Source organism: Streptomyces pseudovenezuelae, from assembly GCF_029892565.1.
Lineage (GTDB): Bacteria > Actinomycetota > Actinomycetes > Streptomycetales > Streptomycetaceae > Streptomyces > Streptomyces pseudovenezuelae_A.
This window is the reverse complement of the sequence record NZ_JARXVH010000009.1, coordinates 41,340-57,367: the sequence shown is the minus strand read 5'-3', so window position 1 is coordinate 57,367 and position 16,028 is coordinate 41,340. Positions and strand designations below refer to the sequence as shown.

Annotated in this window: 12 protein-coding genes and 1 pseudogene; 9 read left to right on the top strand and 4 right to left on the bottom strand. The window is 70.5% G+C overall.

The window, feature by feature from the left end:
- Positions 1–155 precede the first annotated feature (155 nt).
- The 4 genes from M2283_RS27805 to M2283_RS27790 all read left to right on the top strand — a co-directional run bounded on the left by M2283_RS27805 (position 156) and on the right by M2283_RS27790 (position 5,356).
- Positions 156–926, top strand: a complete 771-nt coding sequence (locus M2283_RS27805) for an SDR family NAD(P)-dependent oxidoreductase (RefSeq protein ID WP_280879149.1) — start codon at positions 156–158, stop codon at positions 924–926.
- A 110-nt stretch (positions 927–1,036) separates the two neighbouring features.
- On the top strand, positions 1,037–2,155 hold the full coding sequence (locus tag M2283_RS27800) for an LLM class flavin-dependent oxidoreductase (protein WP_348538931.1): 1,119 nt from the start codon (positions 1,037–1,039) through the stop codon (positions 2,153–2,155).
- Positions 2,156–2,168: 13 nt separating this feature from the next.
- Positions 2,169–3,899 carry an N-acyl-D-amino-acid deacylase family protein gene (locus M2283_RS27795; protein WP_280879147.1) on the top strand — a complete coding sequence of 577 codons (1,731 nt, stop codon included), beginning with the start codon at positions 2,169–2,171 and terminating at the stop codon, positions 3,897–3,899.
- Positions 3,900–3,904: 5 nt separating this feature from the next.
- Entirely contained in the window at positions 3,905–5,356 is a 1,452-nt protein-coding gene (locus tag M2283_RS27790) for an aldehyde dehydrogenase family protein (RefSeq protein WP_432423133.1), read from the top strand.
- 42 nt (positions 5,357–5,398) lie between these two features.
- On the opposite strand, the gene M2283_RS27785 is transcribed toward M2283_RS27790, so the two are convergent.
- Positions 5,399–5,791, bottom strand: coding sequence for a nitroreductase/quinone reductase family protein (locus M2283_RS27785; protein WP_280879145.1), 393 nt, complete (start codon positions 5,789–5,791; stop codon positions 5,399–5,401).
- A 118-nt stretch (positions 5,792–5,909) separates the two neighbouring features.
- Here M2283_RS27785 and M2283_RS27780 point away from each other — a divergent pair, with 118 nt between their 5' ends.
- Positions 5,910–6,758, top strand: coding sequence for an endonuclease/exonuclease/phosphatase family protein (locus M2283_RS27780; RefSeq protein ID WP_280879144.1), 849 nt, complete (start codon positions 5,910–5,912; stop codon positions 6,756–6,758).
- 9 nt (positions 6,759–6,767) lie between these two features.
- Here M2283_RS27780 and M2283_RS27775 read toward each other — a convergent pair.
- A pseudogene (locus M2283_RS27775) lies at positions 6,768–8,217 on the bottom strand (CehA/McbA family metallohydrolase).
- Between the two features lie 99 nt (positions 8,218–8,316).
- Here M2283_RS27775 and M2283_RS27770 point away from each other — a divergent pair.
- From M2283_RS27770 to M2283_RS27760, 3 genes are all read left to right on the top strand, one after another.
- Complete coding sequence (locus M2283_RS27770; protein ID WP_280879143.1) at positions 8,317–9,162, top strand: TIGR03619 family F420-dependent LLM class oxidoreductase; 846 nt, start codon at positions 8,317–8,319, stop codon at positions 9,160–9,162.
- A 129-nt stretch (positions 9,163–9,291) separates the two neighbouring features.
- Positions 9,292–11,877 carry a bifunctional FO biosynthesis protein CofGH gene (locus M2283_RS27765; protein ID WP_280879142.1) on the top strand — a complete coding sequence of 862 codons (2,586 nt, stop codon included), beginning with the start codon at positions 9,292–9,294 and terminating at the stop codon, positions 11,875–11,877.
- Positions 11,878–11,981: 104 nt separating this feature from the next.
- Complete coding sequence (locus M2283_RS27760) at positions 11,982–12,539, top strand: hypothetical protein (protein WP_280879141.1); 558 nt, start codon at positions 11,982–11,984, stop codon at positions 12,537–12,539.
- On the opposite strand, the gene M2283_RS27755 is transcribed toward M2283_RS27760, so the two are convergent.
- Both M2283_RS27755 and M2283_RS27750 read right to left on the bottom strand, forming a co-directional pair.
- Positions 12,532–13,041, bottom strand: coding sequence for a DUF2165 domain-containing protein (locus M2283_RS27755; protein WP_280879140.1), 510 nt, complete (start codon positions 13,039–13,041; stop codon positions 12,532–12,534). The two genes, M2283_RS27760 and M2283_RS27755, sit on opposite strands and share 8 nt — an antisense overlap.
- A complete protein-coding gene (locus tag M2283_RS27750) occupies positions 13,038–13,349 on the bottom strand; it encodes a hypothetical protein (RefSeq protein WP_280879139.1) in 312 nt (103 codons plus the stop codon). The genes M2283_RS27755 and M2283_RS27750 overlap by 4 nt, the downstream gene beginning before the upstream one ends.
- Positions 13,350–13,551: 202 nt before the next feature.
- Between M2283_RS27750 and M2283_RS27745 the strand changes: the two genes are divergently transcribed.
- Positions 13,552–15,960 (top strand): tetratricopeptide repeat protein, encoded by a 2,409-nt coding sequence (locus M2283_RS27745; protein ID WP_280879138.1) that lies wholly within the window; start codon positions 13,552–13,554, stop codon positions 15,958–15,960.
- The last annotated feature ends 68 nt before the right edge of the window (positions 15,961–16,028 follow it).

Here is a 16,028-nt window from a genome sequence, read left to right as displayed (position 1 = left end):
GGCATTGTTGGAGCCGGGCAGAGGTGTGGCCAGAGTCAAATGTCCCTACCTGCAAGTCACTTGATGTGTGCTTGTGCAAGGGTCGGATGACTGTCTGACGATCCGTCAGATGCGGCGCTACGATGCCGGTATCCACCGATGCGAAGGAGTGCGCCATGGGCAAGCTCGACGGACGCGTCGTCCTCGTCACCGGGGCGGCGCGCGGGCAGGGGGAGCAGGAGGCGCGGCTGTTCGCGGCCGAGGGCGCGAGCGTGGTCGTGGCGGATGTGCTGGACGAGCAGGGGAAGGCGCTGGCAGAGGAGTTGGGCGCGCTGTACGTCCATCTCGATGTCGGCGAGGAGGAGAACTGGGGTGCGGCCGTGGCTGCGGCCAAGGAGGCCCACGGGCGGATCGACGGGCTGATCAACAACGCCGGGATCCTGCGCTTCAACGCCCTCGTCGACACGCCCCTCGACGAGTTCATGCAGGTCGTGCGGGTGAACCAGGTCGGCTGCTTCCTCGGCATCAAGACCGTGGCACCGGCGATGGAGGACGGCGGCACGATCGTCAACACGGCCTCGTACACGGCGGTGACGGGCATGGCGGCCGTCGGCACGTACGCCGCCACCAAGCACGCCATCCTCGGACTCACCCGCGTCGCCGCCCTCGAACTGGCGCACCGGCACATCCGGGTCAACGCCATCTGCCCCGGCGCCATCGACACCGCGATGTCCAACCCGGCCCAGCTGGACCCGAACGCGGACGTCGAGGGGATGTCCAGGGCCCTCGACGAGCTGTACCGCAAGCTCGTGCCGCTCGGCCGGATCGGCCGGCCGGAGGAAGTGGCCCGACTGGCGCTCTTCCTGACCTCGGAGGACTCCTCCTACATCACCGGGCAGCCCTTCGTGATCGACGGGGGATGGCTCGCGGGGGTCTCCGTCATCTGACTCAACGTCAGGTATTGACCCTCCATGCGCGTGGTGCAACAGTCGGGCCAACTGAGCTGACGGATCGTCAGAAACCGTGGACACACCAGAACCGGGGACGGTGAACCTCCTTGGAATTCGGGCTCTTTGTACAGGGATATGTGGGCAAGCGCGCCGAGACCGATCCGCTGGCCGAGCACAAGGCGCTGATGGAGGAGACCGAGTACGTCATCCAGGCGGACAAGTCCGGCTTCAAGTACGCCTGGGCGTCCGAGCACCACTTCCTGGAGGAGTACTCGCACCTCTCAGCCAACGACGTCTTCCTCGGCTACCTCGCGCACGCGACCGACCGCATCCACCTCGGCTCGGGCATCTTCAACCCGCTGGCCCAGGTCAACCACCCGGTGAAGGTGGCCGAGAAGGTCGCCATGCTCGACCATCTCACCGGCAACCGCTTCGAGTTCGGCTCCGGCCGCGGCGCCGGCTCGCACGAGATCCTCGGCTTCCTCCCCGGCATCACCGACATGAACTACACCAAGGAGATCTGGGAGGAGACGATCGCCGAGTTCCCCAAGATGTGGCTCCAGGACGAGTACGTCGGCTTCCAGGGCAAGCACTGGCAGCTGCCGCCGCGGAAGATCCTGCCGAAGCCGTACGGGAAGTCGCACCCGGCGATGTGGTACGCGGCGGGCTCCCCTCCGTCGTACGCCATGGCCGCCCGCAAGGGGCTCGGCGTGCTCGGCTTCAGCATCCAGAAGGTCTCCGACATGGAGTGGGTGCTGGAGCAGTACAAGACGGCGGTCGTGAACGCGGAGCCGATCGGTGACTTCGTCAACGACAACGTGATGGTGACGACGACGGCGATCTGCGCGCCGACTCATGCCGAGGCCATCGAGGTCGCCGTGAACGGAGGGCTGCACTATCTGCCCTCGCTCGTGTTCCGGTACCACGACACGTTTCCTCGGCCCGAGGGGTTCCCGGTGTGGCCGGAGACCCTGCCCGAGTACAACGCGGAGTTCGTGGAGCTGTTGATCGAGGAGGAGTTGCTGATCTGCGGCGATCCGGACGAGGTGCTCACGCAGTGCAAGCGGTGGGAGCAGGCCGGGGCGGATCAGTTGAGCTTCGGGCTGCCGGTGGGGGTGCCGAAGGAGGAGACGTTGCGGACGATCCGGTTGATCGGGGAGCACGTGATTCCGAAGATCGACACGGATCCGGTCCACCGGACCTCGCGGTTCCGTCAGTCTGTGTAAGGGGGTCCGGTCCATGCTCGATCACGTCATCAAAGGCGCCACCGTCGTGGACGGCACGGGTGCGCCCGCCTACACCGCCGACGTGGGGATTCGGGACGGTCGGATCGCCGTCGTCGGTCAGGTCGCAGAGGAATCCAGGACCTCCGAGGACGCCTCCGGGCTCGTTCTCGCGCCCGGGTTCGTCGATCCCCATACCCACTACGACGCCCAGTTGTTCTGGGATCCGTATGCCACCCCGTCCCTCAACCACGGGGTGACCACGGTCGCGGCCGGGAATTGTGGGTTCACCCTTGCGCCCCTGAACCCTGCCCGGCCCGCCGACGCCGATTACACCCGCCGCATGATGTCCAAGGTCGAGGGGATGTCCCTGGTGGCCCTGGAGGAGGGGGCGCCCTGGAGTTGGAATTCCTTCGGGGAGTATCTGGATTCCCTTGAGGGGCGGATCGCCGTCAACGCCGGGTTCATGGTGGGACATTGCGCTCTCCGCCGGCACGTGATGGGGCCGGATGCCGTCGGTGGGCAGCCCAGTGACGAGCAACTGGCCGAGATCGTGGGGCTGTTGCACGCGGCCATGGAGGCCGGGGCCTGGGGGTTCTCCACTACGCAGTCCTCGACCCACTCCGACGGGGACGGGCAACCCGTCGCCTCCCGGCATGCCAAGCCCGCCGAACTTCTCGCTCTCTCCAAGGCTGTCGGTGAGCATGAGGGGACGCAGATCGAGGCGATCGTGGCCGGTTGCCTCGACCAGTTCAGTGATGCCGAGATCGAGTTGTTCGCGGAGATGAGTGCGGCGGCCGGCCGGCCCCTGAACTGGAATGTGCTCACCATCGACGCGTCCGTGCCAGAGCGGGTGCCCCGGCAGTTGTTCGCCAGCGAGCAGGCGCGGAAGGCCGGCGGGCGCGTGGTCGCGCTCACCATGCCCATCCTCACGCCGATGAACATGTCGTTGGGGACGTTCTGCGCGCTGAATCTGATACCGGGGTGGGGGCCGATTCTGGGGCTCCCGGTGCCGGAGCGGATCGCGCGGTTGCGGGACGCGGAGGTGCGGGCGGAGATGCTGCGGCGGGCCGAGTCGAAGGAGGCGGGCGTCTTTCGGCGGCTCGCGAACTTCGGCCGGTACGTCATCGGGGACACGTACAGCGAGGCGAACCAGGGGCTCACCGGGCGGGTCGTCAAGGACATCGCGGCGGAACGGGGGCAGGACCCCTTCCACACGCTGGTCGAGATCTGCGCCGCCGACGAGCTGCGTACGGTCCTGTGGCCCATGCCCACCGACAACGACCCGGCGTCCTGGGCGCTGCGTGCCGAGACCTGGCAGCACGAGGACGTCATGCTCGGCGGCTCCGACGCGGGCGCGCATCTGGACCGGATGTGCGGGGCGCCGTACACCACGCGGTTCATCGGCGACTGCTTGCGTGGGCGGAAGTTGGTCGGGCTTGAGCAGGCCGTGAAGATGCTGACCGATGATCCGGCGCGGTTGTTCGGGCTGCGGGAGCGGGGGCGGGTGGAGGAGGGCTTCCATGCGGACCTGGTGCTCTTCGACCCGGAACGGATCGACGCCGACAAGGCCACCCTGGTGCACGACCTGCCGGGTGACAGTCCGCGGCTGGACGCCAAGGCGATCGGGATACGGGCCGTGTGGGTCAACGGGGTCGAGTCGATCCGGGACGACGTGGTGAGCGGGGCGGTGCCGGGGAAAGTGCTGCGGTCCGGGCGGGACACGAGGACGGTGAGCACGAGGTGAGTCAAGTGCCGGACGGGCAGCGGCTGTTCGTCGGCGGCGCTTGGGTCGAGCCGGACGGCGGGCACTACGAGGTCGTCGACCCGGCGACCGAGGAGACCGTCGGCTGGGCTCCGGAGGCCTCGCGGGATCAGGTGCACGCGGCCTGCGCCGCGGCCCGCGAGGCCTCCGGGCCGTGGTCGCGGACCTCGCCCCAGGAGCGGGCGGCGGTGCTCGGACGGGCGGCGGACGTCATCGCGAGCCGGTTCGTGCCGTACGCCGAACTGGCCCGGGCGGAGACCGGCGCCACGACGGGCACGGCGCGTGCGATGCAGGTCGGGGTGGGCGTCGCCCGCTTCCGGCGGTACGCGCGCGTGGAGAGCGCCGAGTGGGCGATCCCGCCGCAGATCAACGAGGCCGGGCCGATGGGGCGGGCGGGCGTCATGGGCGCGCTCGCCGTACGCCAGCCGGTCGGCGTGGTCACCTGCATCACCTCGTACAACAACCCGTGGGCCAACCCGGCCGGCAAGGTCGCCCCCGCCCTCGCCATGGGCAACACGGTCGTCGTGAAGCCGGCCCCGCAGGACCCGCTGTCGGTCTACCGCATGGCGGAGGCGCTGGAGGCCGCCGGTGCGCCGCCGGGCGTGGTGAACGTCGTCTCCGGCGGCTCGGTCGGGGTCGGCGAGGCGGCCGTCTCCTCACCCGACGTCGACATGGTCAGCTTCACCGGCTCCACGGCGGTCGGGCAACGTATCGCCGAGGCGTGCGGCCGGGACATGAAACGCCAGTTGATGGAGCTGGGCGGCAAGGGCGCGGCGGTCGTCCTCGACGACGCGGACGTGGGCTCCGCGGTGGCCGGCATCGGCACGACCTTCTCCTTCTACAGCGGCCAGATCTGCACGGCACCGACGCGCGTGCTGGCCCAGCGGGGCGTGTACGGCCGCCTGGTCGAGCAACTGGCTGTATACGCGGGCCGGTTGAAGGTCGGCGACCCGCGAGAGCCCGACACGGTAGTCGGCCCGGTGATCTCCGCCGCCCACCGCGACCGCGTCGAGTCCTACGTCGAACTCGGCCGCAAGGAAGGCGCGGTGGTGGTCGCGGGAGGCGAACGCCCGCCGCTGGACCGCGGCTTCTACGTCACCCCGACCCTCCTCGCCGAGTGCACCAACGACATGCGGGTCACCCGCGAGGAGATCTTCGGCCCCGTGGTCGTCGTCATCCCCTTCGACGACGAGGAAGAAGGCATCGCCCTCGCCAACGACACCGACTACGGCCTCATCGACTACGTCTGGTCCTCCGACGTGGCCAAGGCCTTCCGCGTGGCCCGCCGCCTCCGCGCGGGCGGCGTCGGCGTCAACACCGTGGGCCGCAACATGGAGGCCCCGTTCGGCGGCTTCAAGAAAAGCGGGGTGGGCCGGGACGTCGGCTCGTACGCGCTGCACGCGTACAGCGAGGTGCAGTCGATCGTCTGGCCGGGGTGAGGGGTGAGGGGTGACGGGTGAGGGGTGACGGGTGAAGGGCTTTCACCCGTCCAGATCCACCCGCACCGTCAACAACCCCGCCCCGATGGCCCGCACCGACGTGCTGTTCATCCGCGGCAGCGTGCGCAGTCGTGCCGTCGTGTCGTCCTCCGGCATGAGGTGGGCCGTGCCGGTGTGCCACCGCCCCCGGATCCGGACCCTCACCCGCGGCTCGGCCTTGATGTTGCGGATGTAGTTGGAGCGGTCGCCGAACTCGGAGACCAGCCAGAAGGTGTCGCCGATGAGGCGGCCGCCCACCGGGGTCGGGCGGGGCAGGCCGGAGGTGCGGCCCGTGGTCTCCAGGACGGTCTGGAGGGGGAGTCGGCGCATGATCGGGTTGAGGAGGCGCTGGAAGGAGCGCGCCTTCCGGTACTTGTTCTCGGCGTCGCTGGACATGACCGCTGAGACTCCTGTCTCTTGTCGTCTCTTTTGTCGTCCGATTCCCGGCAGGCGCCGGTGGCAGCGGGTTCAATGGTCCCAGCGTCCGCGGCGGGCGGGCGAAGGGGTGTCGGCGATGCGCGTGATGACCTGGAACCTGTGGTGGCGGTTCGGCCCCTGGGCGGAGCGGCAGAAGGCGATCCTCGCGGTGTTGCGGGAGACCGACGCGGATGTCGTCGGGCTGCAGGAGGTGTGGGCCGCCGACGGCGAGAACCTCGCCGAGTGGCTGGCCGGCGAACTCGGTCTGCACTGGACCTGGGCCGCCTCACCCGCCTCCGACCGCTGGCAGCGCCGGATCGGGCAGCCGGGCGTCGAGGTCGGCAACGCGGTACTGAGCCGTTGGCCCGTCGTCGAGCGGGACGTGCTGCGACTGCCCGCCCCCGAGGAGGCCGACGACGGCCGGCTCGCCCTCTACGCGCGCGTGGACGCCCCCGGCCACCAACTGCCCTTCTTCACCGTCCACCTGACCTCGCAGCTCCACTTCTCCGCCCAGCGCTGCGAACAGGTCACCGCCCTCGCCGAGTTCGTCGCCGCCCACCGCTCCGGCACCGACTTCCCGCCCGTCGTCACCGGCGACTTCAACGCCCCGCCCGACGCGGACGAGATCCGCCGCTTCAGCGGGACGCGCACCGCCCCCGTCGTCCCCGGCCAGGTCTTCTTCGACGCCTGGGGCTACGCCGACCCGGCCGCCCCCGCCACCACCTGGGACACCGCCAACCCGTACGTCCACCCCGGCCTCGGCCCCAGCACCCGCGTCGACTACATCCACGTGGGCGGCCCGGCCGGCCCCGGCGGAATCGGCACCGTGCGGGGCGTACGGCGGACCGGGTTCGGTCCGGTCGACGGCGTCTGGCCCTCCGACCACGCGGCGGTCGTCGCCGACCTGCAGTCGGTCAGCGACGCCCCGGAATCGTCGGGTGCGTGAAGGCGGCCGTCACCGGCGACCCAGGAACACCGGGTTCGTGAAGGCCGCCATCACCCCGGGCAGCGGCCCGACCGCCGTCTCGTGCCGCAGTTCGGCCCGTACGTAGGCCGCGTGCCCGGCGGTCGTACGCCACTCCACCGTGCCGGAGCCGGAGACCGGCAGCGGGTCGCCGGTGAACAGCACGCCCTGGTCGGTCACGAACCGGACCGTGCAGCGCGGGACGCCCTCGGCCGTCAGGCGCACGGTGACCGGGGTGCCGGGGTCGGCCGCCAGCCGTTCGCCGATCCCCGCGCCCCGGTCGTCGGTGAAGGCGCTGAAGGCCAGGGACACGGACCGCGACTCGGCGACGTACGACCGCCCCGCCCGCAGCCCCTCCAGGATCGCCTCCCGGGTCAGATCGGCGGCACGGACGACCGTCTGCGGCAGCCCGACCACATCCGGATCGCGGTGCGCGTCACTGTTGCCCATGGCCGGCAGCCAGCCCCGCCCCTCCTCGCTGTCGCGCACGGACGCGACCAGCCCCCCGTCCCACTCCGCCAGCGCCACCTCGTCGTCCGGCGTCCAGGGCCCGTTCCACACCTCCACGGCATCCGCCTCGCCGTACCCGAACTTCCAGGCGCAGCCGATACAGGGCGCATGCGGATGGGCCGGCACGACGAGCCCACCCGCCTCACGGATCAGCCGCGCGAACCCCTCCCAACGCCGGTCGTCCCGGGCCCGATAACGCCAGTCGACGAAGGTGCCGGGCTCGGTCCCGAGGGCGAGGACGTGCCCGTTCCGGGTCGTCACCTCCTCGCCGAGCAGGACCAGCAGGTCGTCTCCCGCCTCGGCGGCCCAATGGGCGTGCGCGGACGTCGTGTTGTGGTCGGAGGAGGTGATGAAGTCCAGCCCGGCCGCCCGCGCCCGCGCCGCGATCTCGGCCGGGGTGCGGCGCCCGTCCGAGTACCAGGAGTGCAGGTGACAGTCGCCCCGGTACCAGTTCCGCCCACGCCCGGCGGCCCGGTCCGGCGGGTAGACGGGCTCGGCCGTCTCCCCGGGCTCCCCGTAAGTGAACGTGACGGTGATCTCGTACGACAGCCCCTGCGGAGCGACCGTGTACGGACCCAGCGCGATATGCCAGGTACCGGCCCGGACCGGCCCCGGCAGATAACCGGGCGTGGCCGCATCCGCCCGCACGAAGAACTCACTCCGAGCCCCACCCGCACCCCCGGAAGCCCGCCCCGCCCACTTCGATGCCGCGCTCGTCGAAGAGCCCGATGTCCAGGGCGTTGCCGGGAGTGCCGGCCGGAACGGACGGCCGGTCGTAGGAGTAGGAGACCCACAACTCCCGGACACCGTCCGGGACTTCGACGGGAACGTAGACATAGTCGGGCGCCCCTGGGGGAAGGGTGCCGCTGACGGTCCTCGTCTGTTGGTTCTGCGGGTTCCGCTGGTTCTCCTGGTCCCGGCCGGAGGTCACGCCTTCCACGGTAGGGCGCGGGGTGGTCTTCGTCACGGGCGCGAACAATGCCGACCGGTCGGTATGGACATCTGAGGGCGCTGCCGGTACAGATGGGGCATGCGCATCGCCGTAACGATCTTCCTCACCGACGAGACGATCGCCCCGACCCGGCTCGCTCGTGAGCTGGAGCAGCGCGGTTTCGCCGGCCTGTACCTGCCCGAGCACACGCACATCCCCGTCGAGCGGGCGACCCCGTACCCGATGGGCGGCGAGCTGCCGCCCGAGTACGGCCGTACCCTCGACCCCTTCGTCGCCCTCGGCCAGGCCGCCGCGGTGACCGAGCGGCTCGACGTCGGCACCGGCATCACCCTGGTCGCCCAGCACGACCCGATCGACCTCGCCAAGCAGATCGCCACCCTGGACCACCTCTCCGGCGGCCGCTTCACCCTCGGCCTCGGCTTCGGCTGGAACGTCGAGGAGGCCGCGGATCACGGTGTCGAATGGCGCAGGCGACGCGAGCTGGTCCGCGACCGGACGGCCCTGATGCGCGCCCTGTGGTCGGAGGAACCGACCGCGTACGAGGGGGAGTTCGGCAGCGTACGGGCCTCCTCGGCGTACCCCAAGCCGGTCCGCAAACCCCGCGGCCCGGTGGTCGGCCCCCGCACCCTCATCGGCGGAGCGGCCGGCCCCAAGCTCTTCACCCACATCTGCGAATACGCCGACGGCTGGCTCCCGATCGGGGGCCGGGGCCTGACGGAGACACTGCCGGTACTCCGGGCGACTTGGGCGGACGCGGGCCGCGACCCGGCAGCCCTTCAGGTAATCCCGTACGCGATCTACCCCACACCGGGCAAGCTCGCCCACTACGCGAGCTTGGGCATCGAGGAGGTGGTCGTCCAACTGCCACCGGCGGGGGAGGCGGAGGTCCTGCGAGTGCTGGACGGATACGCCGAATACTTGTAGGGCGGCCAGCTCAACCTCCCGGGGGCGCGGGGAACTGCGCGACCAGCCACAACAGACCCGCACCCGGCAGCGCACTGCACCACCCCGGACCCTCTCCGAACCTCCCGACCCCGAACGTATGCTCAATGAATGACGACTTCCGCGACCTCCGGAACGGGCCCCACCGACAACTCCATGCGTCGCGCCCTCAAACGCGCCCGTGACGGCGTCGCCCTAGACGTCACCGAGGCCGCCGTCCTGCTGCAAGCCCGCGGCGAGGCCCTCACCGACCTCACCGCATCCGCCGCCCGCGTACGCGACGCAGGTCTGGAGGCGGCCGGCCGCCCCGGCGTCATCACGTACTCGAAGAGCGTCTTCATCCCCCTCACCCGCCTGTGCCGTGACAAGTGCCACTACTGCACCTTCGTCACCGTTCCCGGCAAACTCCGCCGAGCCGGCCACGGCATGTTCATGTCCCCGGACGAGGTCCTCGACATCGCCCGCAAGGGCGCAGCCCTGGGCTGCAAGGAAGCCCTGATCACCCTGGGCGACAAGCCCGAGGACCGCTGGCCCGAGGCGCGCGAGTGGCTGGACGCACACGGCTACGACGACACGATCGCCTACGTCCGCGCCATCTCCATCCGCATCCTGGAGGAGACGGGCCTGCTGCCCCACCTCAACCCGGGCGTACTGACGTGGACGGACTTCCAGCGCCTGAAGCCGGTCGCGCCGAGCATGGGCATGATGCTGGAGACGACCGCTGAACGCCTCTGGTCCGAGCCGGGCGGTCCCCACTACGGCTCCCCGGACAAGGAACCCGCCGTACGCCTACGGGTGTTGGAGGACGCGGGCCGCTCGTCGGTCCCCTTCACCTCCGGCCTCCTGGTCGGCATCGGCGAGACGTACGAGGAGCGCGCGGAGTCCCTGTTCGCGTTGCGGAAGGTGTCGAGGGCCTACCACTCCGTCCAGGAACTGATCATCCAGAACTTCCGCGCCAAGCCGGACACCGCGATGCGCGGCATGCCGGACGCGGAACTCGACGAACTGATCGCCACGGTGGCCGTGGCCCGGCACATCATGGGCCCCGGCGCCAACATCCAGGCCCCGCCGAACCTGGTCGACAGCGAGTACGAGCGGCTGATCGGCGCCGGTATCGACGACTGGGGCGGGGTCTCCCCGCTGACCATCGACCACGTCAACCCGGAACGCCCCTGGCCGCAGATCGAGGAGCTCACGGCCCGCTCCGCGGCGGCCGGTTTCGAGCTGAGGGAACGTCTCTGCGTATACCCCGAGTTCGTCCGGCGCGGCGAACCCTGGCTGGACCCGCGCCTGCGCCCGCACGTGGCCGCACTGGCCGACCCGGAGACGGGCCTCGCCCGCCCGGACGCGGTGGTCGAGGGCCACCCCTGGCAGGAACCGGAGGAGGCGTTCGTCTCGTCCGGCCGTACGGATCTGCACACCACCATCGACACCGAGGGCCGTACGTCCGACCGACGTGACGACTTCGACGAGGTGTACGGCGACTGGGGCGCCCTGCGCGAGGCCGCGGTCCCCGGCATGGTCCCGGAGCGCATCGACACGGACGTACGCCAGGCACTGGCGACGGCGGCGGACGACCCGACGAAGCTGACCGACGCGGAGGCGCTGGCGCTGCTGCACGCGGACGGTCCGGCGCTGGACGCGCTGACGCGGATCGCGGACGACGTGCGCAAGTCGGTGGCCGGTGACGAGGTGACATACATCGTCACTCGGAACATCAACTTCACCAACGTCTGCTACACGGGCTGCCGTTTCTGCGCCTTCGCCCAACGCCGTACGGACGCGGACGCGTACACGTTGTCGTTGGACCAGGTGGCGGACCGCGCCCAACAGGCCTGGGAGGTCGGGGCGGTCGAGGTCTGCATGCAGGGCGGGATCCACCCCGACCTGCCCGGGACGGCGTACTTCGACATCGCGAAGGCGGTCAAGGAGCGCGTCCCCGGGATGCACGTCCACGCCTTCTCGCCGATGGAGGTCGTCAACGGCGCGACGAGGACGGGCCTTTCGATCCGGGAGTGGCTGAGCGCGGCGAAGGAGGCGGGCCTGGACTCCATCCCCGGCACGGCCGCCGAGATCCTCGACGACGAGGTCCGCTGGATCCTGACCAAGGGCAAGCTGCCGACGGCGACGTGGATCGAAGTCGTCACGACGGCCCACGAGTTGGGCATCCGGTCGAGCTCGACGATGATGTACGGCCACGTGGACCAGCCGAGGCACTGGCTGGGCCATCTCCGCACCCTCGCGGGCATCCAGCAACGGACGGGCGGCTTCACGGAGTTCGTGACGCTCCCCTTCATCCACACGAACGCGCCGGTGTACCTGGCGGGGATCGCGCGGCCGGGCCCGACGATGCGCGACAACCGGGCGGTGACGGCGATGGCCCGTCTCCTCCTCCACCCGTACATCCCCAACATCCAGACGAGCTGGGTGAAGCTGGGCACGGAGGGCGCGGCGGAGATGCTCCGCTCCGGAGCGAACGACCTCGGCGGCACGCTGATGGAGGAGACGATCTCCCGCATGGCGGGCTCCTCCTACGGCTCGTACAAGTCGGTGAAGGACCTGATCGCGGTGGCGGAGGCGGCGGGGCGTCCGGCGAAGGCGCGTACGACGTTGTACGGGGAGGTGTCGCAGGAGCGGCAGCGGGCGGCGGCGGTGTCGGACGGGCACTTGCCGGAGCTGCTGCCGGTGCTGGACTGAGAGCCTGCCGCTGGGCCGGCTGTGAGGGGGCGGGCGTCGAGGTCGGGCCCGGTACGATGATCCGACGCCCGTTCTCCGTTTGACGGGGATCCTTAGCCGAGGAGATGCGTGCCGTGCCAGCCCCGAAGGTCTGGGTGACCGGTCTGACGGTGGGAGCGATCGCCGCTGTCGTCGTCCTGGCCGTGCAGGCCGACAAGGGAACGAAGCCGGAGGCGGCCACCGCCCGCCCCAGCACGTCCGCGTCGGCGTCGGCCAAGCCCACGAAGACGGCGGCGCCGGCCGCCGTGCCGGACGGCTCGGGCACCGGACGCCGGATCGTGTACTCCCTCGGCCAGAAACGGGTCTGGCTGGTCGGCGCGAGCGACAACGCGAGCCGCACCTTCGCCGTCTGGCCGGGAACGGTCGCCCCGGACGCCGGGACCTACGCGGTCGGTTCGCGCGCGGAGGGTCCCCTCACCGGCTCCGACGGCGTGAAGATCGAGCACATCGTGTACTTCACCGCCAAGTCCGGCGTCAACGTCGCCTTCTCTAACGCGGTCGACGGCTCCTCCCCACCGCCCGCCTCCGGCGTACAGACCGGCGGCATCCGGATGGGTACGGCGGACGGCGCGGCGGTATGGACGTTCGGTGCGGCGGGCACGAAGGTCGCGGTCGTCAACTAGCGTCGGGCGCGGCGCCGGGCAGCTGGATCACCAGCAACACTACCCCGCTCAACAGAAACACCCGGGTAGCCGCCTCCAGCCCGTTCCAGTCCTCCGACTGCCACATTGCGAACCACTCCCCACCGACCCCGATGAACCCGGCCCCGAACAACACCATCAACATCAACAGCCCGTACGTGGACACCTGCCGAGCCCGCGCGTACTCCCTGCGCCCCCAGAACCAGGTCCCGCCGATCAACACCAGCGCGGCGACCGTCTCCCACGCGATGATCACGACATACGCGGCATCCTGCAGCCCATGACTGGTGACCGCCCGCCACATCAGGTCGTCGTCCTTGAACGTCGTATCCATCGCCAGCACATGCCGCACGAACTGCTGATTACTGTCGAAGTCGGTGATGTTCCCGAACGCGACAAGGGCGATGTAGAGCGCGACGGTCGCCGTGAGCAGGGTCGCGGCAAGGGGCAGCGCACGTGGTGCGCGTGAGGTGGACGTGGTCATGGGGGAGTCCTTCCCCTTGTGACCGGTTTCGCTGCGTCGGCATTGAGCCAGAGTGGGATGACTGATTCGGCAGCGGGGGCGGAAGCTACTCGGCGCCCTCGGGAACGCCGGTCACCTCGTAGTGCGGCGAGCAGACGGGCCGTGCTGTCCGCCGTCTCCTCGCGCTGCTGGTCATGGCGTGCCGTCGGCAGGTGCAGATCCTCGCCGTCCCGTCGCGTGATGTGCACGCGCTGGGCCCGGTCGAGCATGTCCGCGACACGCTTCGAGTTCTTCGAGAGCTCGGAGAAGGCGACCGTGGGAGTGGGCATGATCCGACGGCACTTCGGAACGTATTCCGAAGTCAATCGGTGAGCCCCCGCCTCGAAGAGAGGCGGCCCATCGGCGTGCCCAGGAGGAGCGGCCGATATCCCTGGAACCGGGCGCCGTATCGATGCTCCCTGCCGCACACCCCTTCGGCGACAATGACCCCGCCCACACTCAGAGGCAACCGCCGGACAAGGGAGCGTAAGGGTGGCGCAGTCGCGGCCGTCGATGCAGGAGTTGATCCGGCAGCGCAGGCGGGCCGGGTTCGTGGGGCGGGGTGTCGAACGGGCCCTGTTCCGCGCGAACTTCGACCTCGCGCCCGAGGACGAGCGGCACCGGTTCCTCTTTCACATTCACGGCAACGCCGGCGTCGGGAAGACCTTTCTCGTAAGGGAGTTGGAGCAGCTCGCTCGGGAGAAGGGAGCGCTCACCGCGTATGTCGATGAGGGTGTTGGCAGTGTGCCGGAGGCCATGGGGGTTGTCGGTCGGCAATTCGGCGCTCAGGGGCGGCGGTTCAAGGAGCTTGATCGGCTGCTCGCCTCGTATCGGGAGCGGCGGCATGAGGCGGAGGCGTTGGTCGCGATCGACGCGGAGGCGGATGGGCCGTCCGTGGGGAGTGTCGTGGTGGCGCGGGCCGGGTTGGTCGGGCTCGGGATGGTGCCGGGGGTGGGGGCCCTTGCCGGGGTTCTTGATGCCGGCCAACTTGCCCAGGGGGCCGAGCGGTTGAGGGCCGGGCTCAGTGCGCGGTTTCGGAATCAGGAGGACGTGCAGTTGGTGCTGGCGCCCGAGCGCGTGCTCACGCCGGTGTTGCTGAGTGAGTTGAGCGACGTGGCGTCGGCAGTTCCTTGGGTCGCTCTGTTCTTTGATACGTACGAGCGGACCGGGCCGTTTCTCGACGCGTGGCTGCACGACGTGATGACCAGTGATCGGTACGGCACCCTGCCCGCCAACGTCGTCGTCGTGACCGCCGGGCAACGGCCCTTCGACACCGCCCGTTGGGGCGCTTTCGCCGACTTCATGACGGACGTGCCGTTGGGGCCGTTCACGGAGGCGGAGGCCCGGGGGCTGTTGGCGGGCAAGGGGGTTGTGGACGAGCCCGTGGTGGAGGAGGTGCTGCGGCTCACCGGTGGGCTTCCGGTGTTGGTCTCGACCCTTGCCGAGCAGCACCCTCTCGATCCGGACGACGTGGGCGATCCCAGTGCCACGGCGGTCGAGCGCTTCCTGAAGTGGGAGCAGGATCCGGTGCGCCGCGCGGTGGCGCTCGCGGGCGCGTTGCCCCGGAGCCTGGACATGGACGTGTTCCGGGCCGCCGTCCAGTGTCCGGAGGAGGAGGCGGACGCACTGTTCGCTTGGCTGCGCGGGCTGCCCTTCGTGGACGATCGCGGCGACCAGGTCCGCTACCACGACCTCGTACGCGAACCGATGCTCCGCCTGCAACGCCACCGCTCCCCACGCGGCTGGGCCGAGCGCCAGACACGGCTCGCCGAGGTCTTCGGCCGGTGGCGGGCGGAGGCCGAACTGGGCCGGGAGGCTGAGGAGTTCAGGGCCGACGAGGAGTGGCGCGCACTGCGGCTCGCCGAGTCGTACCACTCCCTGTGCGCACTGCCCCGCACCGCACCCGCCACGGTTCCCGCCGACATCGTCGCCGCCTGCTCCTACGGGGACGACGTGGTGAGCCGGTGGGTGCGGCTGGTGACCGAGGTCGGCGACGACACGGGCACGGAGACCGTACGGACGTATGGGCGCTCCCTGACGGACGCGTTCGCGGACGCCGGTGTGGCCGGGCTGCTCCAGTTGCTGCTCAGTCGTGCGCGCGGCGACGAACCGTGGCGCGCGGAGGCCTGGGCGCACCGGGGTGACGCCCTGGCCCGGGGCGGTGAGTTCGAGCAGGCGCTGGAGAGTTGGGACCGTGCGCTCGCCCTTGAGCCGGACCTCGTACGAGCCCTGCGGGCGAAGGCCGTGACCCGGGGCGGGGTGGGGGACTACGAGGCGGCGCTACGGGGGCTCGACCGGGTGGTCGCGCTGGAGCCGTCCAACGCCTACAACCACATCCTGCGCGGCGAACACCACCGTATGGCGGGCCACCCGGACGAGGCGATCCGCGACCTGGACGAGGGGCTGCGCCTGGACCCGAGCAGCGACTTCGGCTGGGCCTCCCGCGGCACCGCCCACTTCTCCCGGGGCGAACTGGCCGACGCCCTCGCCGACTTGACCCGCGCGCTGGACCTCAAGCCCGCATACGCCTGGGCACTCGTCCGCCGGGCCCGCGTATGGCGCGACCTCGGCGACCCCGAGCGACGGATGGCCGACCTCGACCGTGCCGTCGTGCTGCAACCCGACTGGGCCTGGAGCCACTGCGAACGCGGCGACGCCCTCCGCGTGACCGGCCGCGACGAGGAGGCTCTCGTCGACTACGACCGGGCCCTCGTCCTCGATCCCGTCTACACCTCGGCGTACGCCAGCCGGGGCGCGAGCCTGGCGAACCTGGGCCGCGACGAGGAGGCCCTGACCGATCTGGACCGTGCCCTGGAGCTCAACCCCTCCTACGTCTGGGCCCTGGAGCAGCGGGCGGCCGTACGGCAGCGGCTCGGCGCGCGCCCCTCCGCCGACGACTGAGCCGACCGGACCGCCGGCCCACCAGCCGCAGGGCCGTTGAAGGGCTCTGTACTCGCTCGTACTGTCAT

Bases quoted from the DNA above. Each gene is read 5' to 3' on its own strand.
- M2283_RS27795 (WP_280879147.1), top strand. From the start codon at position 2,169: ATGCTCGATCACGTCATCAAAGGCGCCACCGTCGTGGACGGCACGGGT.
- M2283_RS27750 (WP_280879139.1), bottom strand. From the start codon at position 13,349: ATGCCCACTCCCACGGTCGCCTTCTCCGAGCTCTCGAAGAACTCGAAG.
- M2283_RS27805 (WP_280879149.1), top strand. From the start codon at position 156: ATGGGCAAGCTCGACGGACGCGTCGTCCTCGTCACCGGGGCGGCGCGC.
- M2283_RS27760 (WP_280879141.1), top strand. From the start codon at position 11,982: ATGCGTGCCGTGCCAGCCCCGAAGGTCTGGGTGACCGGTCTGACGGTG.
- M2283_RS27770 (WP_280879143.1), top strand. From the start codon at position 8,317: ATGCGCATCGCCGTAACGATCTTCCTCACCGACGAGACGATCGCCCCG.
- M2283_RS27755 (WP_280879140.1), bottom strand. From the start codon at position 13,041: ATGACCACGTCCACCTCACGCGCACCACGTGCGCTGCCCCTTGCCGCG.
- M2283_RS27780 (WP_280879144.1), top strand. From the start codon at position 5,910: ATGCGCGTGATGACCTGGAACCTGTGGTGGCGGTTCGGCCCCTGGGCG.
- M2283_RS27765 (WP_280879142.1), top strand. From the start codon at position 9,292: ATGACGACTTCCGCGACCTCCGGAACGGGCCCCACCGACAACTCCATG.
- M2283_RS27785 (WP_280879145.1), bottom strand. From the start codon at position 5,791: ATGTCCAGCGACGCCGAGAACAAGTACCGGAAGGCGCGCTCCTTCCAG.